The organism is Bradyrhizobium sp. USDA 4501 (assembly GCF_054062115.1).
This window is the reverse complement of record NZ_JBSSEX010000001.1, coordinates 1,430,626-1,455,842: the sequence shown is the minus strand read 5'-3', so window position 1 is coordinate 1,455,842 and position 25,217 is coordinate 1,430,626. Positions and strand designations below refer to the sequence as shown.

Here is a 25,217-nt window from a genome sequence, read left to right as displayed (position 1 = left end):
CGAGGCGTTTGCAAATTGTCATCCCATGAAACCGGCGCCCTCTCAACAGTCCGAACGGACATCGCACGGTCTGTTTCGGCCACCGCGGCGTCGCCTTATAAAGAGTACCGTCATCATCCTGCGGCTTTCGTGCCTTTTCGATCGCCGCCCTGTTGAAATGGCGGGACTCACCCTATAGACCGACGTGGCCTTCGATCGGCGCGTTGGGGCGTAGCCAAGCGGTAAGGCAGCGGATTTTGATTCCGCCATTCGGAGGTTCGATCCCTCCCGCCCCAGCCAGCAAGCAAGCCGTTGATTTCAAGAGAGGAATCGTTTTTTTGCCGGCCGCCCCCGCCGCCATTTCGGGCGGATTGGGCCGGCTTGGCTGGAAATCTGTGCCGCTTTCGCTTCCATGGCGGCGGGCGACAAGCCCCGAGTCGCCCGGAGATCCAGGTCAACGGGCGATCGTAATCACGACATAACGACGGATCTGACGTGGCGAATACCAAGAAGGCCCGCGCTGCTGCTGGCGCGAAGAAGAAAAGCAAGGGATCGGCGCGTTCCGGGATCTCGTCTTCCTCACCGCTTGGCATGCTGGCGCTTCATCTTCTCGAGCAATGGAAGAAATCCGGGCGGGACGGCATCGTTTTCCTTGCGGAAAGCGAGAACAGGGCAGAGCGCCTGGGCAGCGTGCTGCATTCGCTCGATCCCTCGCTCGAGGTGCTGGTGTTCCCGAGGCTGAATACCTTGCCCTTTGACGGGCTGGAGCCGTCACGAGAGATCGCCGGCCGGCGCAGTTCGGTGTTGAGGCGCCTCGCCCGGAGCAAGAAGCCGGTCTTCCTGGTGTCGACGGCCGAGGCGATCATGGAGCGGTTGCCGTTGCCCGCCAGCTCGGCGCGCCTCAGCATCAGCCTGAAGGTGGGGGCGGGCTATTCCGAGCAGGAACTCAAGGATCGTCTGGAAGCTCTGGGATACGATCTCGACGAAGAGGCGGATTATCCCGGCAGCGCTCTGTTCCACGGAATGACGTTCGAGGTATTTCCCGCGGGCGCGCTGGGGCCGTTCAGAATTGAGCATTCCGGTGGCGTGATCCGCAGAATCGCCGGTGTCGATCCAGACGAGCACGACGTCGTGTTCGACGCGGAGGAACTGCACATCGACCCGATGTCCGAACGGATCGCGTTGGGAGGCAAGCGGGCACAGCGGGCGGCGCTGCCGGATTATTGTCAGCGCGCGCGCTGGATCGCGGACGCCGGCGTTTCGGGCCACGCCGATAGCTGGCTGAGCACGATCAAGGAGGCGGCCGGCCGCAGGGAGGCGGAGCGCGAGTATCTGGGGCCCGCTGACTGGAAACGGCTGACCAAACGGATGAGCTCGCTGCCCCGAAAGGCAGCTTTCACCGCCACGCCTGATTTCTCGAAGGTCGCCTCATCGCGGAAGGCTCTTCGCGCATTTGTCGCCGACACCGAGCGCGCCGGATCGCGGCTGCTGTTTGTCGCGGCGGTCGAAGATGACCTGCGCGCGATGGAGCGAATGAGCGGGATCAAGGCGGAACGCTTCGCCGACTGGAACGAGGCGGCGAAGGGGCGGGGCGGCGAAGGCGCGCTGCTGGCCGACTTCGACACCGGCTTCATCGGCTCAGGGCGCAAGCCGCTCGTCGTCGTGACGGCGACCGACGTGCTCGGCAGCAGGGCGCATCATCCGCAGCCCATGGCGCGAGCCTGGAGCTCGGCTTTCGATCATCCCGACGTGCCGGAGCGCGGCGCGGTCGTCGTGCATCTGCAGCGCGGGCTGGCCGTGCTCGATGGCTTGCAGACCTTCGATATGGGGAAGGGATCATCGCGCGAGATGATCAGGCTGGCATTCGCGGGGGATGATGCCGTCCTCGTTCCGCCAGCCGATCTTGCGCTGATCTGGCCGTATGCCGCGGAGCTCGGCAAGCTGGCATTGGACAGGGCCGATGGCAGTACGTGGTGGACGCGGCGTGGCAAGGCGGAGCGGGAAATCCAGACTGCCGCCAAGGCGCTTGCCAAACACATCGCGCAACGGCGCCGCCGGCGCGCTCCCAAGCTGGTCGCTCCCGGTCCCGCCTATGAGCGGTTCGTCGCGCGCTTTCCGTATTTCACGACCGTCGACCAGGCGAAGGCAATTCGCGACGTCCTCGATGATCTGGCGTCCGGTCATCCGATGGATCGGGTCGTCTGCGGCGACGTCGGGTTTGGCAAGACCGAGGTGGCATTGCGCGCGGCGGCGGCCGTTGCGCTGTCGGGCAAGCAGGTCGCCGTCGTCGTGCCGACGACTGTTCTGGCAAGGCAGCACGTTGCAACCTTCCGCAAACGGTTTGCTCCGCTTGGCATCGAAGTGGGAAGCCTGTCGCGGGCGACGTCGGCTCCGGAGATGAAGGAGACCAAGGAGGGCCTGCGAAGCGGCAAGATGAAGGTCGTGGTCGGCACGCAGGCGATCGCATCGAAGGACGTGAGGTTCGCCAAGCTGAGCCTGGTCATTGTCGACGAAGAGCAGCACTTCGGCGCGGCCGAGAAGGCGAAGCTTTCAGGGCTGGCGAAGGGCGCCCATACGCTGTGGATGAGTGCCACGCCGATTCCGCGCACACTTGCGGCGGGCCTTGCGGGATTCAGGGAGCTGAGCGTGATCGCATCCCCGCCCGTTCATCGGCTTCCGGTCGCGACCAAGATCGCTCCGCTCTCGGACGCCGCCATCGCCGCAGCATTGCTGCGCGAGCAGCGACGTCACGGGCAAAGCTTTCTGATCTGTCCGCGCATCCAGGATCTGGATCCGATGCTGGCGCGCGTGCAGTCGATGGCCCCGGAGCTCCGCATCGTCTGCCTGCATGGCAAGCTACCCGTCGACGAAATCGACGATCGAATGATGAGCTTCGTCGAAGGCGAGGCGGACGTCCTCCTGGCGACCAACATCGTGGAAAGCGGTCTCGACATCCCCCGGGCGAACACCATCGTGGTCTGCTGGCCGGAAAAGTTCGGTCTGGCACAGCTCCACCAGCTCAGAGGCCGGGTGGGACGCGGCGGGACACGAGCCTTCGCATACATGCTGACCGAATCCAGTTCGGAACAATCCGGGAGGCGTTTGGCCGTTCTGGAGGAGTTCAGCAGACCGGGCGCCGGTTTTGCGATCAGCGAGCGGGATCTCGACCTCAGAGGCGCCGGGGATCTGCTTTCGGAGCGGCAATCCGGCCACGTGCAGGTTTTCGGTCCGGTGCTCTACAGCCACCTTCTGAAGCAAGCCTCGGAGAAGACCAACGACCGGTCCGCCGATATGTGGGTGCCCGATCTCAACCTTCCGCTCGCGGATCTGCTGCCCAGGAGCTATGTGCAATCGGAATCCGTGCGGCTTGAAATCTATGGCCGTGCCGCGAGGTGCCGGAGCGAAGACGATCTGGAGGATCTCGAGGAAGAGACCTCGCGCCGCTTCGGCAGGCTGCCGTCGGCGGGGCGGGACTTCTTCGCCGCGGCGAGGCTCAGGATCGATTGCAAGCGGCGAGGGATCGTGAGGCTCGATGTCGGCCCGGAGGCCGTCGCGGCGACGTTCCTTCCCGGGAGGCTGCCCAAATCCAGAGCACGTTCGCTCCAGCGCGACGGCGATCGCGTGTTCTATTCGGACAACATACACGAGCCGCCTTTCGAGCGGATCGAGGATCTCCTGGACATTTTGGACGAGTGAGGGCGACGCGGCTCCGTCGGAGACGAGCCTTGCGGGTGCGCCGCGCGCAGTAGAGATATTTCAGCGCGCCGGAGCTGCGGAGAACAAATCGACCGATTCTGCGCGCTGACATCCCAGTGACATGTAGCATCGTTACTGCACATGCGTGGCGAACCGCCCGCCGTCATTCGGCCTGCTCCGAGCCATCGGAAAGCCCTTCCAGGCGCGAGTCGACGGTATTCAGGGCGGGTTATGTTATTCAAATCGCGGCGTTTTGGGCCGAAACGTCGTGCCCGGATACCGGAATCAGCGCTGCCGAAGCCGGCTTCAGCAATCGCTTTCTCAGTAGGACTACGCGTTTTGCACACCGTTCCGCGTGGTGTTGCCCAATCTTGTGCCCGATAGCGGTAACTGAAATATTCGTATTTTGTTTCAATGGCTTGCGGAAACGCCGCAATTCAAAAGTCCGTGATATTTGTGCAACATTTGCCCGAAAACAGCCGCAACTCGCCCCAAACCGAGCGGTCTTTTGTTGCGTGATCGGGGGCCTTCTGTCTCATATGGAACTACGACGGAGGGGGGCATCCCGAGGTCGTCCCGTTCTAGGTGGTTCGCTTAAGTCCCTCGCGTTCATGCGGGTGTGTCCGAAGACGCGAAGCGACTAAGCGGGGATTTAAGGGACAAGGGAACCAACCTGAGGGTGTTTTACCCGGCGGATCCGGAACCTTCCCTGAGATAGAGCAACTTGGAGGTTTAACATGAAGATGGTTAAGAGCCTTATCCTCGGCTCGGCGGCGGCTCTCGTCGCGGTCGGCGGAGCTCAGGCGGCCGATCTTCCCGTCAAGGCCAAAGCGGTCGAGTACGTGAAGGTTTGCTCCCTGTATGGTCCCGGTTTCTACTACATCCCGGGCACCGACACTTGTATCAAGCTGGGCGGCTACCTGCGCGTCGACGTTCTGGCGAACACCAACTCGGACCACACCGGCAACACCTCGGGTGCTGGTGGTGCGAACAACCGCTTCACCAACGGCTACACCTGGCGTTCGCGTGAAGATCTGAACATCGATACGCGCACCGCGACCGAATACGGCGTGGTCCGCACCTTCTTCGATGCGACGTTCTCCTGGACGACAGACAACTATGCCGGTCTGGGCAACGGCTCGACCGTTTACTCGCCGATCGGTACGTCTGCGGCTCCGAACAATGCCGGCTCTGGTAACGTCGCCGCTGGTACGGTCGGTGTCTACTACGCATTCATTCAGTTCGCCGGCTTCACCATCGGTAAGGCGGTCTCGCAGTTCTCGGCTCCGTGGGCCAACTACCCGGGCAACAGCTACGACGGTCTCGTCGGCGGCGGCGGCACGATCACTGGTGTGAACCAGTTCACCTACACAGCGCAGTTCGGCAACGGCGTGTCGCTGTCTTTGTCGGCTCAGGACCAGACGGCTTACTATCAGGCTGGCGTGGTCAACCTCGGCGCGCCGGTCACCTTCGGCGTTCCCGGCAACACCAACGTGTTCGGTATCAGCGACTACGCCGGCACGATCGCTCCGGATCTCGTCGCGATGCTGCGCGTCGATCAGGCCTGGGGTCTGTTCCAGGCATCGTTCGCCGCGCATAACAACCACGCGGCCTACTACGGCGGCACCGAGTTGACCGGTCATCCGGACGACAAGTGGGGCTGGGCTGGTGCGTTGGCCTTGTCGATCAAGAACATCCCGACCGGACCTGGCGACACCATCAACTTGCAGGGTGTCTACACCAACGGTGCAACCCGCTACAACATCCAGGACCTCGCCGGTTCGGCTGGTGGCAACACCATCTTCGGCGGAACCAACGTTCCGGGCGCCTATCAGAGCATCGGCTTCGGCATCGCGCCGGACTCGATCTTCGTGACCGGCGGTCAGCAGCAGCTGATCACGACCTACGGCTTCCGCGGTGCCTACGTGCACAACTGGAACCCGAACTGGAACACCAGCATCTACGGTGCCTGGGCCCAGGTTAACTACAACAGCACGGCCAAGGGCTACATCTGCGGTCCGGCCGGCAACGGCGTGGGTGGCTCGCTCAGCAACTTCTTCGGTGCTGGTTCGGCTCTGACGTCCTGCAACCCCGACTACAGCATCGCGCAGCTCGGCACGCAGACCCAGTGGACCCCGGTGAAGAACCTGACCTTCTCGGCCGACTTCACCTACACCCGTCTGGACCAGAGCTTCGCCGGTACGGTCGCCTTCCCCGGCAGCCCGACGATCGGCAAGCCCGGCGCAATCTACGAGCTGAAGGACCAGAACACCTACATGTTGCTGCTCCGCGCTCAGCGCAACTGGTAATACCGGTTGATCTGATTGCGATCTAACAGAGCCCCCGGCGCGAAAACGCCGGGGGTTTTGCTTTGTCATGCCGGTTCTGGCGCGTCACGCGGCCAGCATCTCGCGCACCATCGGCGCCACCTCGCGGCCATAGAGCTCGATGCTCTTCATCAGCTTGTCGTGCGGCAGCGGGCCCGCCGAGTATTTCAGCTGGAAGCGCGCCGCGCCGAGCGCCTTGACGGTCGCCGCGATCTTGCGAGCAACGGTTTCCGGCGCGCCGACATAGAGCGAGCCGTGCTCGGCCTCGGCCACGAACTCGTCGCGGCCCATCGGCGGCCAGCCGCGCTCCTTGCCGATACGGTCGCGCATGACCTTGTAGTCCGGCCACAGCTCCTCGCGTGCCTGCGCGTCCGTCTCGGCGACATAGCCCGGCGAGTGCACGCCGATCGGCTTCGGTTCGCGGCCGAACTGCTGGTAGGCCCGCTGGTGCAGGTCGACATAAGGTGCAAAGCGCTTGGGATCGCCGCCGATGATGGCAAGCATCAGCGGCAGGTCGTAATGCGCCGCGCGCACCACCGATTCGGGACTGCCGCCGACGCCGATCCAGGTCTTCAGCCGGCCGTGCTCGACCGGCGGATAGACCGACTGGTTCTTGAGCGGTGGCCGCAGCTTGCCCTGCCAGGTCACCGGCTCCTGCTTGAGCAGTTCGGTGAACAGATCGAGCTTCTCCTCGAACAGCTCGTTGTATTGCCTGAGGTCGAAGCCGAACAGCGGGAACGACTCGGTGAAGGAGCCCCGGCCGAGGATCACCTCGGCGCGGCCGTTCGAGACCGCGTCGACCGTGGCGAAGCGCTGGAAGACGCGGATCGGATCGTCCGAGCTCAGCACGGTCACCGCCGAGCCGAGGCGGATGTTTTGGGTGCGTGCCGCGATTGCCGCCAGCACGGTCTCGGGCGAGGAGATCGCAAAATCGGCGCGGTGGTGCTCGCCGAGCCCGATGAAATCGATCCCGAGCTGATCGGCCAGCACCGCTTCGTCGACGACGTTGCGGATCACCTGGGCATGGGGCAGCGGCGTGCCGGCGGCGTCGTTGGTGACGTCGCCAAACGTATCAAGCCCGAATTCGACGGAGGTCGTCATGGTCAGTCCGGTTGTCGGCGTGGCGGAGCATCCGCCACGGGCCACCCATCGCACGCAGGCCGAAAGGTCGGGTTGCTGCGGATCGATCCGCAAGCCTGCGCTGTGGAGCCTTGGGTTGGAGATAGATGGGAACTATTGCCGGTTCAGCGGGCCGGCAAGGTCACGCCGCGAAACGCAGCGTTTCCAGGCCCGCTTTCGGAGCAGCCTGCGCCAATCAGCCCGGGACCACCAGGAAGCCGGCGCGCGGGAAATGCACCACAACCTCGCCGACGCGCTCATCCGACCGGCGGATCGCGATGTGTTGCGCCGACAGCGAAACGATCTCGCCACGCACCGGGATCTTGCCGTAGTCATCCGGCATCACGGCAACGACGTCGCCGGGCTTGCGACCGTTCGGGTCGGTGGGGTCGCCGAACACGGGCGACTCCGGCCGCGCCTTCGCCGCGATCTCGAGCGCGTCGGCCGACGACATCTCGGTGCGCGTGCCGTGGCCGATGGCGCGGATGCGCTCCTCCCATGCCACAACGCGCGGAAAGGAATTCATGATCTCGTCCATCGTGGCGAGGCTCTGCCGCGCATACCACACGTTCATGTAGGCGCTGACGTCCGCGAGGCTGAACTCGCCGAACAGCCACGGCCGGCCGTCGCCGAGTTGCGCCTCGATCCAGTCGATATTGGCGCGGAACTGGTCGCGCATCTGCGGCAGCGCCGCGGTCATGGCGGCGACGTCGAACTTGCCGCCGCGCAACTTCTCGCGATCCTCGATGAAATCCCGCGGGACCTTGTCGCCGATGAAGCCGAACACGAGGTTGACCGTGTTCTGGAAGAACGGCCGGTCGGCCCACATGCCGAGCGCCCAGGGCATGCCGGCATTGCCGGCCGGAAACAGCGTCGGCGTCGGGTAGCGCCGCTCCAGCTCGCGGATGACGATCTGGGTGTCACAATAGATGTCGGCGCCGATCTGCATCGTTGGCGTGCGGCGATAGCCGCCGGTCATCGGCATCAGGTCCGGCCGCGGCATGATCCGCGAGATCCGCACCGAGCTCCAGGCGAGCTTCTTGAATCCGAAGATGATGCGGATCTTCTCGGAGAACGGCGATTGATCGAAATGGTGCAGGATCGGCGTGGGCTGCGACATGGCCTTCTCCCGGGACAGGGTGCGATCTCGACGGACCTTGCCGCATAAGCTGACAAGATTCCGGCCGATCGCAACCTATATTCACGGGCGAGAGGGCGGCGCAGCGCGTTCAGAACTGCTCCGCCCACGGCCGCAGGTCGAGCTCCAGCGTCCAGGCGCTGCGATGCTGGTGATGCAGCACCCAATAGGCGTCGGCGATGGCCGCGATGTTGAGCATGCCGTCCGGCCCGCGCTCGTCCTTCAATTGCGGACGCATGTTCAGCAGGCGGTCGCCCTCGATCCCGCCATCGACCACGACATGGCCGACATGGATGCCCTGCGGCCCGAATTCCCGCGCCACGCTCTGCGCCAGCGCGCGCAGCGCGGCCTTGGCGGCGGCGAACGGTGAGTAGTTGGCCTTGCCGCGCAGCGAACCGCTGGCGCCCGTAAAGACCAGCGTGCCGCCGCCGCGCGCAAGCAAAGCGGGGATCGCGGCCTGTGCCAGCTGGAAACCGCCGAGCGCGTGTTCGCGCCAGTGCTCCTCGAAGCGCTGCTCGCTGACCTTCAGAAACGGTGCCGGCCGGTTGGAGCCTGCATTGTGCACAGCCATCGCGAGCGGTGCGAGCCGCTCGGCCGCCGCGACGAAGCGCGCGACGTCGGCCGTCGTGGAGGCGTCGCCGACCACATGCGCGACCGTTGCGCCGCTTGCGGCCAGCTCGGCCGCGGTCGCGGCGAGCTTGTCGGCGTTGCGGCCGGCGATCGCGACGGGATAGCCGCCGGCGGCAAAGCGACGCGCAATCGCGGCGCCGAGGCCGTTCGACGCGCCGACGCCGGCAATCAGCACGCTTCCTTGTACGGCGGTCGGCTCGAGGGCGGATCGGTCGTTCATGGCTTGCTCCATCAAGGTGCCCGCGGCGCGGGCGAAATCATTCGTCGGACGCCATCGCGATGATGCTGTCGCGCACGGTGCGCAGGACGGCATCGGACCGCTTCTGGTCGGTGAGGACGCGCGAGATCGCCAGCGCCCCGACCATCGCACTCACCGCGAGGATTGCGTTGCCGTCGTCATCGTCGCCGAACGTCTCGGCGACCTTGGCGATGAAGGATTCGATGTGCGGCTCCATCACCGCGCGGCACTGCGCATCGGCGCGACCGACATCCGAGATCAGCGCGCCGATCGCGCAGCCCGACTTGGGCGAGTCGCGATGGGCGCGGCTGAGATAGCTCCGCACCAGTGTGTTGATATTGCCCGGCTTGTCGGGATCGCGCGCCGCGTGAGCCGACGCTTCGCCTGCATGCAGCGCTTGTTCCAGAGCCGCGGCGATCAGGTCGGAACGCGAGGCGAAGTGCCCATAGAAACCGCCATGGGTCAGCTTCACCTGCTGCATCAGGCCGCCGATGCTGAGCGCGTCGAGGCCCTTGTCGCGGATCTGCGTCGCAGCCTCGTTCAGAATACGCTCACGGCTCCTGGCCTTGTCGGCCTGGGAATGGCCCATCTCGCCTCGCCCCTGTTTGACTCTCTTTCTGGATTATGACCATCATGCATCTGGATGACAACCATCATTCAGAAATTATCCAGTCACAAAGCAGGGAGGAACTGATGTCCGGCAGCGCGAGCGAAGGGCGGGTCCGCCACGAGCGGCACGACCACATCCTCAAGATCATCATCGACAATCCCGCGAAGAAGAATGCCTTCAGTCCGGAGATGATGGCTGAGCTTTCCGACGCGCTGACGCTGCTCGACAATGACGACGGCCTCTGGGTCGGGGTGCTCTGCGCCGCCGGCGGCAGTTTCACCGCGGGTCTCGACATGCCGAAATTCTTCGGTCCGACGGCGACGCGCAAGCCGCTGCCGGAGGGCAACGTCGACCCGTTCGGATTGTCGAAGCGCTGCCGGAAGCCGATCGTCACGGCGGTGCAGGGTATCGTGTTCACCGTCGGCATCGAGATGATGCTGGCCGGCGATATCGTGATCGCCGCGGACGACAGCCGCTTCTGCCAGATGGAAGCCAAGCGCGGCATCGCGCCGCTGGCGGGCGCGCATTTCCGCTATATCAGCCGCGCCGGGTGGGGCGATGCGATGTATCACCTGTTGCTGTGCGACGAGTTCACCGCCGCCGAGGCGCATCGGATCGGTCTCGTGCAGGAAGTCGTGCCGGCGGGCCAGCAGATCGAGCGCGCGATGGCGCTCGCGGAGATCATCGCGCGCAATGCGCCGCTTGGAATCCAGGTGACCAAGGAGGCGGGCCGCAAGTTCATCGAAGCCGGCGAGCAGGCGGCAATCGCGATCATTCCGCAGATCCGCGAACGTGTGCTCAACACATCAGATGCGGCCGAGGGTATCAAGTCGTTCATTGAGCGCCGCGCCGCGGTGTTTCAGGGACGCTAGTTGCGTTCACGATACGTGCTCGAAGAAGCTGTGACAATGATGTCGCAGCTTCTTGATTTCGATCACGACAATGTAGCAGCGACTCTTGTCGAGATTCATCGAATCAGGGAGATTCGATCCATTCATTAAATTCTGTTTCGTCCTGCTTTCACTCAAGCGTCCGGTATGGATTCCCATGACAAACGCACGAGTAATAGTTGTCGGAAATAACAAGGGCGGCTCGGGCAAGTCGACAATTGCCATGCATATCGCCATCGCGCTGATCAAGGCGGGTCAGCGCGTCGCTACCATCGATCTCGATAACAAGCAGAAGTCGCTGACGCACTACGTCGAGAACCGGCGGGACTGGGCGCGGGAAACCTCGCTGGATCTCGGCGTTCCCGCGCATATGTGCTTCGAGACGGTGAGCGGCAGGAGCGGCGAGGTCGAGACGCTCGGGCGCAGCGCGCTTGCCGAGATCGTCGAGCGGCTCGGCCGGTCGCACGATTTCGTCGTCATCGACTGTCCCGGCCATGACACCTATCTGACGACGTTCACGCATTCGCTGGCGAACACGTTGATCACGCCGCTCAACGACAGCTTCCTCGATTTCGACGTGCTCGGCACCGTCGATCCGAACGAGTTCAAGGTGACCGGCATCAGCCACTATTCGAAGATGGTGGAGGAGGCGCGGCGCCAGCGCAGCACACACGATCAGCCGGCATTCGAGTGGGTGGTGCTGCGCAACCGCCTCTCCACGCTTGGGTCACGCAACAAGCGCTTGGTCGGCGAAGCCTTGAGCGAATTGGCCAAGACGCTGAATTTCCGCCTGGTCGATGGCCTGGCCGAACGCGTGATCTTCCGCGAATTCTATCCGCGCGGACTGACGGCGATCGACGACGTCAGCCAGCTCGCACTCGGTAGCCGGCCGACCATGTCGCATGTCACCGCGCGGCTCGAGATGGAGCGGCTGATGACTGCCATCATGCTCGGCCATCTGGTGGCGCGCCCGCCGGAATCCTCCGACGCCAGCCGCGACGCGGCGTAAGGCGACGTCGGGCCGCTACCGGCAATTGGCGTTGCCGGCGTCGGCGACGATCAGGAACGTGATCGTTCTGGGTGCGAAGACGATCGTTCCGGCGACAGCCGCGTCGCTGTTGAGGGCGGGGATACGGTCAGAGGTCCCGAGCAAGAGCGTCGCGCCATTGAGCTGAACGTTGCCGTCGGCAGGCTTTTCGCTCGCGAGCGTGTAACGTTGCGAGGCGGCTGAGAGCGTGAGCTTGTGCCGCATCCGCCGGTCATTGTTGATGACGAGCAGGGCTATTCCATCAGGCATGTCGCGCGCGCAATGCGCATAGACATGGAAGCCGTGACGCTCCGCGATACCGGCATCGAGCACAATGGTGCCCATCAACCGCCGCCACAGCAGCGCAGCCCAATAGTTCGGCCGCGGCAGATGAGTTCGCTCGTCCAGCAGCCCGTAGTCGCTCGCCGCAAGCGTGTTGTGCATCACCACCTGGACGCCGGCCTTGGCCAGCCGTCCGAGTTGATCGAGGTAACGGAACGTGTCGGCGAAGGTTGCGGCCAGGCGATTGCCGCCGCATGCGGTCTCGGCCGTCTCGGTCAGCCAGATCGGCTTGCCCGGCGCAAGCTGGTCGCGCAGCGTCTCGTAGAGGGCGAGGCTCTCGCCGGTTCGCGCCAGCCATTCGTCCGACAATGCATGCCTTGCCCTGCGATCACCGCCGCATCGCGCCGACAGCGCGCCATAGTGATGATAGGAGACCGCGTCGACGCCGGCTGCCGATACGGCGAAAAGCGCTTGGGCCTCAGCGCCGGTGCCGATCGTGCCGGGGCCGAGGATCGTCACGTCGGGCGCGGTGTCCTTCATGAAGGCGCGGAACGCTGCAAAATCCCGGCCGTAGGCCGCAGCATCGTAGCGGTTAGGGGCGCTGCCGATGGTCGGCAGATCGGGCTCATTCATGAACTCGGCTGCGGCGATACGCCCGCCGGCCGATCGCGTGAAAGCGAGAAGTTGCCGGGCCTGCCCGGGGCTCCATTGCCCCTCGGCGTCACGCGCGCCCGCGCTGATCGCAAAGGACGTGACGATCGGAGCGTCGACGGCACGCGAGAACTCGATCACGTCCCGCCACTGCCGTCGCGTCAGCACGCCGTTGAAGCCGGCCGGCGGTGCAGCCGGTGGCGTTTCGGAATCTGCAAAGAACGTGCTGTTGGCCCAGGTCCCGCTGACGCGCAGATAGGCAGGGGAGAGCTCGGCGGCGAGCTTGCGCAGCCTGCCATCGTGCAGGTCGATCGGAGTGCGAGCTGCGAACCGCTCCGTCTCTGCACGCCGACGCGTGGCGGCGGTTGCATAGGGCTTCCAGAACCGTCCGCCGGTCACCTCGACCATCTCGATGTTGTAGGACTGAAAACGCGGGTCGATGGTCGCGACGCGCGGCAGGGTCGCGAGATTCAGGGCGAGCTCTGCCGCGGCCGCTTTCGTATGCGCGAAGGCTGCCATGGCCGAGACGGCGGCGAGGCATCGAAGCGGATAAGCCCAGCGGTCGCGCACAAGTCCTCGCGGCGTTCCGGATTGTGGCGTTCAGGATGCCGCCGTGGCTTGCTTGAATCAATGCGGGAGCGCGCCTTGCGGCTCGTTCGCGATACGATCCCACAGCGCGCGGATCATGTCCTTCATGACCAGCGCATCCTGCCAGCGGTCGGACAGTTCCCTGCCGTCGGGCCCGGTGATGGCATAGGGCGGGGGACCGAGCTCGCACAGGAAGGTCAGGGTCGCGTCGGGACCGGCGCGCTTGCGCCAGGAGCGGATACCGTAGTCCCACCAGCCCATGAACAGCGACACCCAGCCCTGGTGTTGCGGAAAGCCGAGCGAGATCTGCACCTGCTCGCGGCTCGCGATACGGCCATGGATGCCCCAGGCATTGTCGAGGATGCGATGGATCATCGCGTGGTTGACGTCGTCGACCGGCCAGGCGAATTCGCGGCCGACCAGATAATGCGAGAGATCGGCGGTGAGCCGCAGATCGGGAAAGCAGTCGAGCAGGTCGAGCATGAAGAACAGGTCAGTCGTCATGCGGTCGCGATGGGTCTCGACATGCACGGCAACGCCGGCCTCGGCGGCAAGCCGCCGCCAGCCTTCGAGCAGCGGAATGCAATCTGCGAGCCGACGCGGCCGAACGTCCGGCTGCAGGTTGACATGATCGGCGCCGAGCCGGGCGACCAGCTCGAGCACCGGTTTCAGGTCGCCGACGCTCTTCGGGTAGCATTGCGCCTGCCAGATCATGCCATGCGCGCGAAGGAAGCTCGTCGCCTCGCGCGCAAAGACAGGATCGATGAAGCGCACGCCGGCGCCGTCAAAGCCAGCATCGCGGATCATGGCGAGCTGGGTTTGCAGCGGCCATTCGTCCTGATCGGCCAGCCGTCGCTCCATCGCCCAGAGCGACTGCAGGACGCGCAGTTGCTGCGCCACCGATCAGGCCCGCGCCGGGATCGCCGCGGGAAGCTCGGCCTGTTCGCCTTCGTCGGCGGCGATGTTCTCCTGGTAGGTCTCGGGCCCGATCCAGATCGCGACGACGGTGCAGGCGGACAGGAACATCGCGTAGCAGGCGACCGGCCACCAGGTGCCATAGGCCGCCACCAGTGCGGTGGCGACGAACGGCGCCGGACCACCCGACAGCAGCGAGCCGAGCTCGCGGGCGAAGGCAAAGCCCGCGAAGCGGCGTTGCGGCGGGAACAGCTCGGCGAAATACGCCGCCTGCGGCCCGAACATCGCCGCCGTCACCACGGCGCGCGCCAGGATGAAGGCGAGCGCGATCATGATCCACTCCTTGGTGCCGACCATCCAGAAGAACGGGAAGGCGAGCGCCACGCCGGCCAGCGCGCCGAACATGTAGACCGGCCGCCGTCCGATCCGGTCCGACAATGCCGCGAAGCCGAGGATCGCAAACAGTTCGACCGTGAATGCCAGCATCAGCGCGCTGAGCGCCTCGGCTTTCGGCACGCCGAGCGTGGTGATCACGTAGCTGAGGCCAAACACCGGGAAGAAATAGCCGAGCCCGTTCTCGGCCATGCGGGCGCCGAGCACGACGAAGAAGTTGCGCGGATGCCGGCGCAATGCCTCCATCGCCGGATTGCTCTCGACCTTGCCGCGCGCGACCACCGCCTCGGTGTAGACCGGCGTCTCGGTGATGCGCATGCGGACGAAGATGCCGACCACGATCAGGAGGAAGCTCGCCAGGAAGGGCAGGCGCCAGCCCCAGCTCATCAAATCCTCGCGCGGCAGCATGGTCACCAGCGCGAAGGCGCCGGCCGCAAGCAGGTTGCCGACGGAGACGCCGAGCGGCGCGAAGCCGCCCCAGAAGCCGCGATGCTTCGGCGGTGCGTTCTCGACCAGATAGATCACCGCGCCGCCATATTCGGCGCCGGCGCCAAGGCCCTGGATGACGCGCATCGCGACCAGGAGGATCGGCGCCCAGATCCCGATCTGCCCATAAGTCGGCAGGAAGCCGATCGCGGTGGTGCCGATGCCGATCATCAGGAGCGTGGAGACCAGCACCGGCTTGCGGCCATAGCGATCGCCGAGGATGCCGAACAAAAGGCCGCCGAACGGCCGCACCACGAAGCCGACGCCGAAGGTCAGGAACGACAACAGCGTGCCGACCACCGGATCGCTCTTCGGAAAGAACAATTCGCCGAACACCAGCGCGGCGGCGGTGCCGTACAGGAAGAAGTCGTACCATTCGAGCGCGGAGCCGATGCTTGCGGCCAGGATCACACGCAGGCGCGATGTGCGAGCGCCATCTCTTGCCATCTCGGTCATTCGTTTCCCCGTTGTTTTGGTTTTTATGGTCGTCTTGATCGGGCACGATCTCCGCGCAAACGCGTGCTGCGTTGTCGCGGCGGATCGTGCTCGTGAAAGCAGCAATGCCCGCGGCTTGGCCGCGGGCATTGTCTCAGGTCTCAAGCGGCGCGCGTGAAGTAAGATTTCTTCGACGCCGACTGTGTCTCGTAGATCGATCCCTGCCGTTTCGCCGGCGGCAGTGGCATCCGCACCGGTACGTCGGTGAGCCGCGGCGCGACCACCGGCGGCCCCGCCAGCAGGCGGCTGTTGAATTCGTCGAAGTCCTTGACGCCCATCAGCGGCCAGGCGTCGCTCGCGGCCACTTCATAGAGCAGCAGGTTGCGCGGCCGGTTCGACGTGTTGGTTGCCGAGCCGTGCAGCGCGCGCACGTGATGGAACGACATGCTGCCGGCCTTGCCCATGCAGGGCACCGCGCGCTTGATGTCGTCCTGAATCTGGTCCGGATCGATCAGGCCTGCGAAGTGGCCGTCCTCGCCGTGATGATCCCACATCGTGGCGCCGGTGTGCGACCTCGGCGTCACCAGCATCGGACCGTTCTCGATATCGCAATCGTCGAGCAGCACGCCGATCGCGAGGATGTCGTCATTGGTGTGCGGATAGAATGCCCAGTCCTGATGCCACTCAACCGGCGAGCCGTATTGCGCCGACTTCATGTTGAGCTTGGAGCCGTGCAGGCGAAGGCCGGGGCCGATCAGCTTGGTGAGGATCGAGATCACGGCGGGGCTGCGCACGATCTCGTCGAAGATCGGGTGCACCTTGTGCGGCGCCTTGATGCGGCGGACGCGCGGATTGTCAGGCGAATGGCCCGGCTCGAGGTCGTAGACGTCGGTGTGCTCGCTCACGCTGGCGGCGCCGGCCACGAGCTGCGTGAGTACGGTGCGCACCTTCGCCAAGGTTTCCTGGTTGAGCACCTCGGGGACCACGATCACCCCGTCGCGCTTGTAAGCCTGGGCCTGTTCGTCCGAAATCATGCCGCTTCTCCCTTTTTGTTCCATGTTAGCGCTAACATTAGGTGATGCTAGCGCTAACATCATGGCTTGGCAACCCGGAATCGTGCAGGCTTCGGCCCATGAGCTCCGAACTGACCGCCCCCGGGACCGGCCCGGCCGGTGCCGCGCCCACCCTTTCAGAGGTGGCCAAGCGCGCCGGCGTTTCCTCGATCACGGTGAGCCGGGTGGTGCGGATGCCCGACCTGGTCGCGCCGGAGACCCGGGCGCGGGTCGAGCGGGCGATGCGCGATCTCGGCTATGTCCCGAACCTGGTGGCGGGCGCGCTGGCGAGCGCGCGGACCAATTCGGTCGGCGTGCTGGTACCGACCATCGCCAACTCGATCTTCGCCGACACGGTGCAGGGCCTGTCCGACAAGCTCGAGCCGCTCGGCTTTTCCGTGATCCTGGCGCAGTCGCGCTATGACGCGGCGCGCGAGGACCGCATGCTGGCGGCGCTGCTGTCGCGGCGGCCCGAGGCGATCATCATGGTCGGCTCGCCGGCGACCGAGGAGGGCAGCCGCCTGCTGCGCAATGCACGCATCCCGATCGTCGAGACCTGGGATCTGCCGGCAAACCCGATCGACGCGGTCGCGGGCTTCGACAATTACAAGGCCGGTGTCGCCGTCGCGAAGCATCTGGTCGCGCAGGGCCGCAAGCAGCTCGCCTTCATCGGCGGCGACGATCCGCGCGGCACGCGCCGCTGGTTCGGCTTCAGGGACGAGGCACTGGCCGGCGGCCTTGCCGAGCCGCGCCGGTTGATCCTGGACCGCAAGGATTCCGGCAGCGTGGCGGCGCATGCACGCCTGCCTGGTGTCGACGCGGTGTTCGCCGCCAACGATGCGCATGCGATCGGCTTCATGTCCGGGCTGCGCAAGGCCGGGCTGCTGCGCGACGGGCCTGCATCGGCGCAGCCGGTCGCCGTGATCGGGCTTGGCGATCTCGAAATGGGCCAGCTGATCTCGCCGACCCTGAGCACGATCAGCGTGCATGGCGACGCGATCGGCCGTACCGCGGCGACGCTGACGCTGGAGCGCGGCGGCGAGCGCCGCGTCGATCTCGGCTTCGAGCTGGTGCTGCGCGACAGCGGCTAGTGTGCTGAATGCGAAGTTCGTGCGATTTCGCGGCAGCCACTTTCACGAACTTCGCATTCATAAAGCACACTAGAATCATAAGTTTGCTAGTGTCCTTATCGAATCCGAAGTTCGCTCCGAAGGTGCGGCAAATGATGCGAACTTCGGATTCGGGACACTAGCGCGCCTCGCCCACGGTGCGGACGGAGGTGCTCGTTTCTTTCCGTGCCTTCACCTTGCCGCGACCCCGGCGTCGACCGCCTCGAGCAAGGTCACGAGGCCCCGCAGGATGGCGATCGGCGAAGGCGGGCAACCCGGAATATGAAGATCGACCGGAACAACCGCGGAGACTCCGCCAACCACGGCATAGCTGCCGGCGAAGCATCCGCCATCCCTGGCGCAATCGCCCGCGGCGACAACCCATTTGGGATCTGGCGTCGCACGGTATGTGCGCTCCAGCGCCTCGCGCATATTCTTGGTGACCGGACCCGTGACCAGCAGCACGTCGGCGTGACGGGGCGAGGCGACGAACCGGATTCCAAATCGTTCTACGTCGTAATACGCATTGCTTAACGCGTGTATTTCCAGCTCGCATCCGTTGCAGGAGCCTGCATCAACCTCGCGGATCGAGAGGCTGCGGCCGAGGCGTCGTCGTGCGGTGCGGCCGACCATGGCCGCGAGCTCCGCAAGCGCAGCGTCGTCCGGGCGCGGCGCCTGCTCCGTCAATGGCTGGCGAAACAGGCTCTGGAACAGAAGTTTGCGCATCGCCTCAAGCCCTCAGAGATCCTGCCCGGAATAGGAGCAGTTGAACGACTTATTGCAGAGTGGGAAGTCCGCCACGATGTTGCCTTCGATGGCCGCCTCGAGCAGCGGCCACTGAAACCACGACGGATCGCGCAGATGGCATCGCTCGATCCGATCGCCGTTCAGGCGCAGCCAGGCCAGGATGTCGCCGCGGAAACCTTCGACGAGCGCCATGCCTTCGCAAGGCTCCGCCGTATTGTGCAGTGGCACTTGCACCGGGCCGGCCTCGAGGCCGATCAGGATCTGGTACGCCAGCGCGAGACTCTGCTCAACCTCGCGGATCCGGATCCAGACCCGGGCGTTGACGTCGCCGTCGCTCAGGACGGGGACTTCGAAGCGGAGGCCATCATAGGGGAGATAGCCGGGCTTGCGTCGGGCATCATGATCGCGGCCGCTCGCGCGCCCGACATAGCCCCCGGCGGCGAATTGCCGGGCGAGCGTTGGAGCAACGATGCCGGTGCTGACGGTGCGGTCCTGCAACGAGGCAGTGTTGTCATAGAGCTCGACCAGCGCAGGGAAATGCCGGCGGATCTGGTCGAGCGCGGCCCGGATCGCGTCGGCTCCATGGCCGGCGATATCGCGCGCGACGCCGCCGGGAACGATGAGGTCGCGCATCAGGCGGTGGCCGAATGCAGCGTCGGCCGCGCGCAGCACGGATTCGCGTAGCACGGCGCAATGCGCCTGCATCAGCGCAAACGACGCATCGTTGCAGATCGCGCCGATATCGCCGAGATGATTGGCCAGCCGCTCGAGCTCGGCCATCAGCGCGCGCAACAGCAATGCGCGCGGCGGCACGGCAATCCGCTGCGCGGCCTCGACGGCTTGCGCGAACGCCAGCCCATAGGCGACTGTGCTGTCGCCGGAGACCCGGCCGGCGAGCCGCGCGGCCTGCTCGATCGTGCTGCCCGTCATCAGCCCTTCGACACCCTTGTGGGTGTAGCCGAGCCGCTGCTCGAGGCGGACGACCGTCTCTCCGCTCGCGGTAAAGCGGAAATGCCCGGGCTCGATGATGCCGGCATGCACCGGACCGACTGCGATCTGATGCAGGCTGTCCCCCTCGGCCGGAAGGAATTGATAAGGCGCTGCGTCCGCCGATGCATCGCGATGTTCGCCGAGCGGGAAGCGCGTTTGCCAACGGCCGTGATCAAGCCAGGGACGGGAATCCGGTGTGTCTGTCGCCTGCAATCCGAAGAGGTCGTGCAGGGTGCGCTCCAATCGAAGCGCCGGCGGATGATGGGCCGCAACCGAAGGAAATTGGCGATCGGGACAATCCAGGCTGATCACGCCGATATCGGACGTGCGGTCGTCGAGGACGGCCATGTGCACGCGCGAGGGCTCGCCCCACAGCCCGAGCAGGCTCAGGCCGCCATCCGCAAGCGCGTGAGCGGCGGCGCGCCAGGTATCGCCGTCGACCACGGCGCGCGGCCATGGATGATGTCGTTCGATCCTGTGGCCCGCCCGGATCAGATCGATCAACCTCGGCATATCCTGCTCTCCCTCGCGCTAACCCAGCAGGTTGGCGACGTGCTGGAACCAGACGACCAGCGGTCCCGGAAGGTAGATGCCCGCAGTCAGCACCAGTGCGAAATGCGCGAACATCGGCAAATAGGACGCATCCGCCGGCGCGGCATTGCCGCGCGGCTCGCCGAACGCAAGGCTGGTCAGGCGCAGGATCAGCGCGCCGAAGGCGAGCAGCAGGCCGAACACCAGCGGGATGGCGAGCAGCGGCTGGCGCGCGAAGGTGGAGCTGACGATGAGAAATTCGCTCATGAAGATACCGAGCGGCGGCAGGCCGGCGATCGCGACCACGCCGATCACGAGACTCCAGCCGAGTGCCGGATGCGACTCGGTCAGGCCGCGAATGTTGGCGATCCGCTGCGTGCCCTTCACCTGCGCAATGTGGCCGACCGCGTAGAAGATTCCCGACTTGGTGAGGCTGTGCATCACCATGTGCAGCAGGCCGGCAAAGTTGGCGAGCGGGCCACCCATGCCGAACGCAAACACGATGATGCCCATATGCTCGATCGAAGAGTAGGCGAACAGCCGCTTGATGTCGCGGCGGCGGTAAAGCATGAAGGCCGCGAACAACAGCGAAGTCAGCCCCATCGTCACCATCAGCGGGCCCGGCGATATCGCATCCGGATTGGCGGCGAGCAGGATCTTGAAGCGGAGCACCGCGTAGAGCGCGACGTTGAGCAGCAGGCCGGAGAGCACGGCGGAAATCGGGGTCGGGCCCTCGGCATGCGCATCCGGAAGCCAGGCGTGCAGCGGCGCCAGGCCGACCTTGGTGCCGTATCCGAGCAGCAGGAAGATGAAGGCCACGTTGAGCAATGCCGGGTCGAACGTCGCCGCACGGTTGATCAACACCGTCCACACCATGGCATCCTGACCCTCGCCGACCACCGGCAGCGCGGCCATGTACACCAGGATCGTGCCGAACAGCGCCAGCGCGATGCCGACGCTGCCGAGGATGAAGTACTTCCAGGCCGCTTCCAGCGCCGCATGGGTCCGGTAGATGCCGACCATCAGCACGGTGGTGAGCGTCGCGACCTCGACCGCGACCCAGATCAGGCCGATATTGTTCGACACGAATGCGAGGTTCATGCCGAACATCATCACCTGATACATGGCATGGTAGAATCGCAGATAGCCCGGCGTCAGCCGTCCGGTTTCGAGTTCATGGGCGATATAGCTGGCGCTGAACACGCTCGTGGTGAATCCCACGAAGGTGTTGAGCACGATGAAGACGATGTTGAGATCGTCGATCAGCAGGTACTGGCCGGGTTGCGGGCGCTCGACCACGAGCAGCGAAAGCGCGGCCAGCAAGGTGCCGAGACTGGCCAGGACATTGAGGCCCGCGGTCAGCCGGTAACCGGGCAGCGCGGCCAGCACCGCCGCGGCGGTGATCGGTATCAACAAAACCCAGGTGACGGCATCCGACGCGGCAGTCATTGGCGCTCCCCCCTGAATTCATCGAGCGCACCGACGTCGACGGTGTCGAACCGCTCGCGAATGCGGAACAAAAACACGCCGATCACGATGAATGCGATCAGGATCGAGAAGGCGACGCTGATCTCTACGACGAGCGGCATGCCCTTGGCGCCGGTCGCGGCCAGCACCAGGCCGTTTTCCAGCGACATGAAGCCGACGACCTGGCTGACGGCGTTGCGCCGCGTCACCATGACGAGCAATCCCAGCAGCACCACCGACAGTGCGAAGGCAAGGTCTTCCCGCGCCAGCGGATCGGCCGCGCCGGTCACGCGCAGCATCAGCACCATGGACAGGGCGACGAGCCCCATGCCCGCAAGCATGGTCGGACCGATGCTCACCGCGGTCTCGATATCGCGATGAATGCCGAGCTGCTTGATGATCCGATGCAACGCCACCGGGATGACGATCGCCTTGAAGACCAGTGCGATCGCCGCGGTCACGTAGAGATGCGGCGCATTCTGGATGAAAGCCTGCCAGGCGACGGAAGCTGCGAGCACCACGGCATGAAGTGCGAAGATGTTCAGCAGCGCATACAGGCGATCCTGGTACAGCATCATGAAGCTGATCAGCACGAGCCCGCCGGCGAGCAGATGGGCGATGTCGAAGGCGAGGTTGTGCATCAGAAGCCCCGTGACACGAACCGAAGCAGCGTGCCGAGCAGGCCGAGCATCAGCGCCGCGCCGAGGAATTCGGGGACGCGGAACACACGCATCTTGGCCGTCGCGGTCTCGAACACGGCAAGAAGGAAGCTCGCGACCGCAAGCTTGAGGATGTAGACAGCGACGCTGACGAGATAGGACAGCGGCCCCGCGCCTTCGGTGGTGATCTGCCACGGGAAGAACACGCAGATGATCAGCGAGATGTAGAGCAGCAGCTTGAGGAAGGCGCCGAACTCGATCATGGCGAGGTGACGCCCGGAATATTCGAGGATCATCGCCTCGTGCACCATGGTCAGCTCCAGATGAGTCGCCGGGTTGTCGACCGGGATGCGCGCGTTTTCGGCGAGCGCCACCATGATGAGGGCGATCATCGCCATGCCGAGCGAGACGCGCAGTCCGACTTCCGACGACGCCATGAAGGTCGCGACCGTCGACAGCTGGGTCGAGCCGGCAATCAGCGCGACGCAGAACACCATCAACAGCATGGCCGGCTCGGCGAGCGCGGCAATCATCACTTCGCGGCTGGAGCCGATGCCGCCGAAGCTGGTGCCGACGTCCATGCCGGCAAGCGCGAGAAAGAAGCGCGCGCTGCCGAGCAGGGCGACGATCGCGATCAGGTCGGCGCTCCAGTTGAATTGCAGGCCGGTCGCGAATGTCGGGACCAGCGCCGCCGCGACCCAGATGGCCGCGAACGTCACATAGGGCGTGACACGGAACAGCCAGGACGCGTTTTCGGCGAGCACGACCTCCTTGCGCAGCAGCCGCAGCAGGTCGCGGTAGGGCTGGATGATCGACGGTCCTTTTCGCCGCAACAGCCGCGCCTTGATCTTGCGCACGACGCCGGTCAGGAGCGGCGCGAGCAGCAGCACGAGCGCCATCTGGCCGAGCTGAACGAGGATGTCCGAGATCACGACCATATCGCGAGCGCCAGCAGCAATGTGACGAGGGTTGCGAACACCAGGCTGAGGTAGCGGCGGATGGTCAGGAACTGGAGCTGGTTCAGCCGATCGGCGAAGAACCACACGAGTTCAGTCACGGGTGTGTAGAGCCGCTCCCAGACCAGGTCGTGCATATCGACCCTGAGGCGGGCCGGCCGCAGTTCGCCCGGCGCGGGCATGTCGACATGCTCGCGGGCCTGGAAAACCAGCGTGCCGAACACGCGGCGGATCGGCTGCACAAAGCTCACGCCGGAATACTGCGCCGCCGGTGTCGGGTCGGAGAAGCCGCAACCCCAGGCCGGTCCGTGCCGGATCGCGCGCGACGCAAAGCGATGGATAAAGTACACCGCGAGCGACGCCGCGGCGGAGATGAAAGCAAAGACGAGCAATCCGTTGTAGGAACTGCGGCTCTCCTCGATCGGAACGATTGAGAGCCAGGGATCGTCCGCCTGAAGCGGCATCCGGTGGCCGATCACGGTCTGCGCAACCGGCGAAAGCGCGTCGATCACCAGGCCGGGCAGAATGCCGGCGAGGAAGCAGAGCGCGGCAAGGCTGAACATCGCGGCGAGCGAATAGCGATCGACTTCGCCGGCGGCTTCCGCGGCCGGGCTCCGCGCGCGGCCGAGGAACGTGATGCCGAAGGCCTTGACGAAGCATGCAGCGGCCAGCGCCGCGGCCAGCGCCAGCAAGGCGCCGATCGCGGGCACCATGATCTTCAGCAGCCATTGCGGCAGGTCGGGGCTCTGCAGGACGGCCTGAAACATCAGCCACTCCGACACGAACCCGTTGAACGGCGGCAGCGCCGAGATCGCGACGCAGCCGACCAGAAAGACGAAGCTCGTGAGCGGCATGCGGTGGATCAGGCCGCCCAGCTTCTCCATGTCGCGTTCGCCGGTCGACGTCAGCACCGCGCCGGCCCCGAAGAACAACAGGCTCTTGAAGAACGAATGGTTGAGCACGTGGAACAATGCGGCCGTGAAGGCGAGGGCGGCCGCGAGGCCAAGGCCGTTCGCCTGAAATGCCAGCGCAAGGCCGAGGCTTGCGAAGATGACGCCGATGTTCTCGATCGTGCTGTAGGCGAGCAGGCGCTTGAGATCCTTCTCCATCAGCGCGTAGAGGATCCCCATGACGGCCGTGGCGCCGCCGAGGATGAGAACCGCGACACCCGCCGACCAGCTTGGCGGCCCGAGCAGATCGAACACGACCCGGATGAATCCGTAGATCGCGACCTTCGTCATCACGCCGCTCATCAGCGCCGAGACATGGCTCGGCGCGGCGGGATGAGCCAGCGGCAGCCACACGTGCAACGGGATCAGGCCGGCTTTCGACCCGGCGCCGAGCAGCATCAGCGCGAGCACCAGTGCGGCTTCGGACGGAGTGTGCTGGGCAGCGCGGATGGCCGCAAAGCTGTAGCTGCCGCCGGCTCCCGCCAGCAGGCCGAAGGCAAGCAACAGAGCCAGCGTTCCGAAGCTTGCCATCACGAGATAGACATAGCCTGCGCGGGCATTATCCGCGTCACGGTGATGCGCCATGACGAGCGCCCACGAGGCGAGCGACATGAATTCCCAGCACAAGAGGTAGGTGAACGCATCGTCGGCGAGCACGACGAGATTCATGCCGGCCAGGAACGCCGGGAAAAAGGGGAGGATGCGCTGTGGCGCGGATTCGTGGCTGCCGTAACCGAGGCCATAGAGACTTGCGGCCGCACCGCCGAGATTGACCACGACGAGAAAGAATGCGGCGAGCGCATCGAGGCGGAAATGCGATCCCAGCCAGGGCAACCCGATCGGCAGGGCCAGTTCCGTCGCGCTGGTACGGGAGATGAGCGAAATCATGGCCCCGGCCAGCGCGATCAGCGAAATCGCGAAAGTCGCGCCGTAGACGATGGCTGTCGATTGGCGCGATCTGCTCGTTGTAATCGCGAGAGCGGTCGTTCCCAGCAGGGCGGCTACACACCAGATCTGCTGAGTGACCGCCGGGATCATGTCTGCACCTTCGGTGAGCCCGATCCGGCCTTCAATCGCACCCCGCGGCCGCCGCCGTTGCTGACGGCGCCCTCATTGATGACCTCGACGCCGGCTGTGCCGAGCGCGTCGATCAGTTTCACGAGCGAGTCGACGTTGCCGCGAATGGTTCCTTCGCTCGCCTCCATCCGCTGGATGGTTGGCACCGAAAGTCCGGACAGTTCGGCGAGCTGCCGTTGGTCGATGCCGAGCAAGGCTCTGGCCGCTCGTAGCTGCGCCGCGGTGATCATCGATTGATGGCCGTCGATTTGAGAGTCGCGTCTATTTGAATGTCA

21 protein-coding genes and 1 tRNA gene are annotated in these 25,217 nt (G+C 65.1%); 6 read left to right on the top strand and 16 right to left on the bottom strand.

Annotation, left to right across the window (positions count from 1 at the left end):
• Positions 1–204 precede the first annotated feature (204 nt).
• The 3 genes from ACVWZM_RS06780 to ACVWZM_RS06770 all read left to right on the top strand — a co-directional run bounded on the left by ACVWZM_RS06780 (position 205) and on the right by ACVWZM_RS06770 (position 5,984).
• Positions 205–279, top strand: a tRNA-Gln gene (locus ACVWZM_RS06780).
• A gap of 291 nt (positions 280–570) precedes the next feature.
• Positions 571–3,675, top strand: a complete 3,105-nt coding sequence (locus ACVWZM_RS06775; protein WP_456856631.1) for a DEAD/DEAH box helicase — start codon at positions 571–573, stop codon at positions 3,673–3,675.
• Positions 3,676–4,412: 737 nt separating this feature from the next.
• Complete coding sequence (locus tag ACVWZM_RS06770; protein WP_057015232.1) at positions 4,413–5,984, top strand: porin; 1,572 nt, start codon at positions 4,413–4,415, stop codon at positions 5,982–5,984.
• An 84-nt stretch (positions 5,985–6,068) separates the two neighbouring features.
• Here the strand turns inward: ACVWZM_RS06770 and ACVWZM_RS06765 are convergent, their stop codons facing one another.
• From ACVWZM_RS06765 to ACVWZM_RS06750, 4 genes are all read right to left on the bottom strand, one after another.
• A complete protein-coding gene (locus ACVWZM_RS06765) occupies positions 6,069–7,103 on the bottom strand; it encodes an LLM class flavin-dependent oxidoreductase (protein WP_229190598.1) in 1,035 nt (344 codons plus the stop codon).
• Positions 7,104–7,317: 214 nt separating this feature from the next.
• Positions 7,318–8,241, bottom strand: a complete 924-nt coding sequence (locus tag ACVWZM_RS06760) for a glutathione S-transferase family protein (RefSeq protein ID WP_456852273.1) — start codon at positions 8,239–8,241, stop codon at positions 7,318–7,320.
• 109 nt (positions 8,242–8,350) lie between these two features.
• Positions 8,351–9,109: an SDR family NAD(P)-dependent oxidoreductase gene (locus ACVWZM_RS06755; protein WP_456852271.1), complete on the bottom strand. Its 759-nt coding sequence runs from the start codon at positions 9,107–9,109 to the stop codon at positions 8,351–8,353.
• Between the two features lie 37 nt (positions 9,110–9,146).
• Positions 9,147–9,716 carry a TetR/AcrR family transcriptional regulator gene (locus ACVWZM_RS06750; RefSeq protein WP_057015234.1) on the bottom strand — a complete coding sequence of 190 codons (570 nt, stop codon included), beginning with the start codon at positions 9,714–9,716 and terminating at the stop codon, positions 9,147–9,149.
• A gap of 104 nt (positions 9,717–9,820) precedes the next feature.
• Here ACVWZM_RS06750 and ACVWZM_RS06745 point away from each other — a divergent pair, with 104 nt between their 5' ends.
• Entirely contained in the window at positions 9,821–10,609 is a 789-nt protein-coding gene (locus ACVWZM_RS06745; protein ID WP_456852269.1) for a crotonase/enoyl-CoA hydratase family protein, read from the top strand.
• A gap of 6 nt (positions 10,610–10,615) precedes the next feature.
• Here ACVWZM_RS06745 and ACVWZM_RS06740 read toward each other — a convergent pair whose 3' ends face one another.
• Positions 10,616–10,852: a hypothetical protein gene (locus ACVWZM_RS06740; RefSeq protein WP_168857948.1), complete on the bottom strand. Its 237-nt coding sequence runs from the start codon at positions 10,850–10,852 to the stop codon at positions 10,616–10,618.
• Here ACVWZM_RS06740 and ACVWZM_RS06735 point away from each other — a divergent pair.
• On the top strand, positions 10,851–11,636 hold the full coding sequence (locus ACVWZM_RS06735; protein WP_057015235.1) for a division plane positioning ATPase MipZ: 786 nt from the start codon (positions 10,851–10,853) through the stop codon (positions 11,634–11,636). The genes ACVWZM_RS06740 and ACVWZM_RS06735 overlap by 2 nt on opposite strands.
• A gap of 15 nt (positions 11,637–11,651) precedes the next feature.
• Here ACVWZM_RS06735 and ACVWZM_RS06730 read toward each other — a convergent pair whose 3' ends face one another.
• From ACVWZM_RS06730 to ACVWZM_RS06715, 4 genes are all read right to left on the bottom strand, one after another.
• Complete coding sequence (locus tag ACVWZM_RS06730) at positions 11,652–13,157, bottom strand: hypothetical protein (protein WP_456852267.1); 1,506 nt, start codon at positions 13,155–13,157, stop codon at positions 11,652–11,654.
• A 57-nt stretch (positions 13,158–13,214) separates the two neighbouring features.
• Positions 13,215–14,075 carry a sugar phosphate isomerase/epimerase family protein gene (locus ACVWZM_RS06725; protein WP_057015236.1) on the bottom strand — a complete coding sequence of 287 codons (861 nt, stop codon included), beginning with the start codon at positions 14,073–14,075 and terminating at the stop codon, positions 13,215–13,217.
• A 3-nt stretch (positions 14,076–14,078) separates the two neighbouring features.
• Positions 14,079–15,425, bottom strand: coding sequence for an MFS transporter (locus tag ACVWZM_RS06720; protein WP_057015237.1), 1,347 nt, complete (start codon positions 15,423–15,425; stop codon positions 14,079–14,081).
• A gap of 140 nt (positions 15,426–15,565) precedes the next feature.
• The gene (locus tag ACVWZM_RS06715) at positions 15,566–16,438 is read right to left on the bottom strand and encodes a phytanoyl-CoA dioxygenase family protein (protein WP_456852265.1); all 873 of its coding nucleotides are present in this window, start codon (positions 16,436–16,438) and stop codon (positions 15,566–15,568) included.
• 98 nt (positions 16,439–16,536) lie between these two features.
• Here ACVWZM_RS06715 and ACVWZM_RS06710 point away from each other — a divergent pair, with 98 nt between their 5' ends.
• Positions 16,537–17,547 carry a LacI family DNA-binding transcriptional regulator gene (locus ACVWZM_RS06710; protein WP_076824410.1) on the top strand — a complete coding sequence of 337 codons (1,011 nt, stop codon included), beginning with the start codon at positions 16,537–16,539 and terminating at the stop codon, positions 17,545–17,547.
• Positions 17,548–17,757: 210 nt separating this feature from the next.
• Here ACVWZM_RS06710 and ACVWZM_RS06705 read toward each other — a convergent pair whose 3' ends face one another.
• From ACVWZM_RS06705 to ACVWZM_RS06675, 7 genes are read right to left on the bottom strand one after another with little or no spacing between them, the layout of a single operon-like run.
• Positions 17,758–18,291 carry an NADH-quinone oxidoreductase subunit B family protein gene (locus ACVWZM_RS06705; RefSeq protein ID WP_057015240.1) on the bottom strand — a complete coding sequence of 178 codons (534 nt, stop codon included), beginning with the start codon at positions 18,289–18,291 and terminating at the stop codon, positions 17,758–17,760.
• Positions 18,292–18,303: 12 nt separating this feature from the next.
• The gene (locus ACVWZM_RS06700) at positions 18,304–19,815 is read right to left on the bottom strand and encodes a hydrogenase large subunit (protein WP_456852263.1); all 1,512 of its coding nucleotides are present in this window, start codon (positions 19,813–19,815) and stop codon (positions 18,304–18,306) included.
• An 18-nt stretch (positions 19,816–19,833) separates the two neighbouring features.
• A complete protein-coding gene (locus ACVWZM_RS06695) occupies positions 19,834–21,282 on the bottom strand; it encodes a hydrogenase 4 subunit F (RefSeq protein ID WP_057015242.1) in 1,449 nt (482 codons plus the stop codon).
• Positions 21,279–21,941, bottom strand: a complete 663-nt coding sequence (locus ACVWZM_RS06690; RefSeq protein WP_229192882.1) for a hydrogenase-4 component E — start codon at positions 21,939–21,941, stop codon at positions 21,279–21,281. Before ACVWZM_RS06690 ends, ACVWZM_RS06695 begins: the two co-directional genes overlap by 4 nt.
• Complete coding sequence (locus tag ACVWZM_RS06685) at positions 21,941–22,897, bottom strand: respiratory chain complex I subunit 1 family protein (protein ID WP_456852261.1); 957 nt, start codon at positions 22,895–22,897, stop codon at positions 21,941–21,943. Before ACVWZM_RS06685 ends, ACVWZM_RS06690 begins: the two co-directional genes overlap by 1 nt.
• Positions 22,888–24,903, bottom strand: coding sequence for a hydrogenase 4 subunit B (hyfB, locus tag ACVWZM_RS06680; protein ID WP_456852259.1), 2,016 nt, complete (start codon positions 24,901–24,903; stop codon positions 22,888–22,890). Before hyfB ends, ACVWZM_RS06685 begins: the two co-directional genes overlap by 10 nt.
• Positions 24,900–25,172 (bottom strand): helix-turn-helix domain-containing protein, encoded by a 273-nt coding sequence (locus tag ACVWZM_RS06675; protein ID WP_456852256.1) that lies wholly within the window; start codon positions 25,170–25,172, stop codon positions 24,900–24,902. Before ACVWZM_RS06675 ends, hyfB begins: the two co-directional genes overlap by 4 nt.
• Positions 25,173–25,217 lie beyond the last annotated feature (45 nt).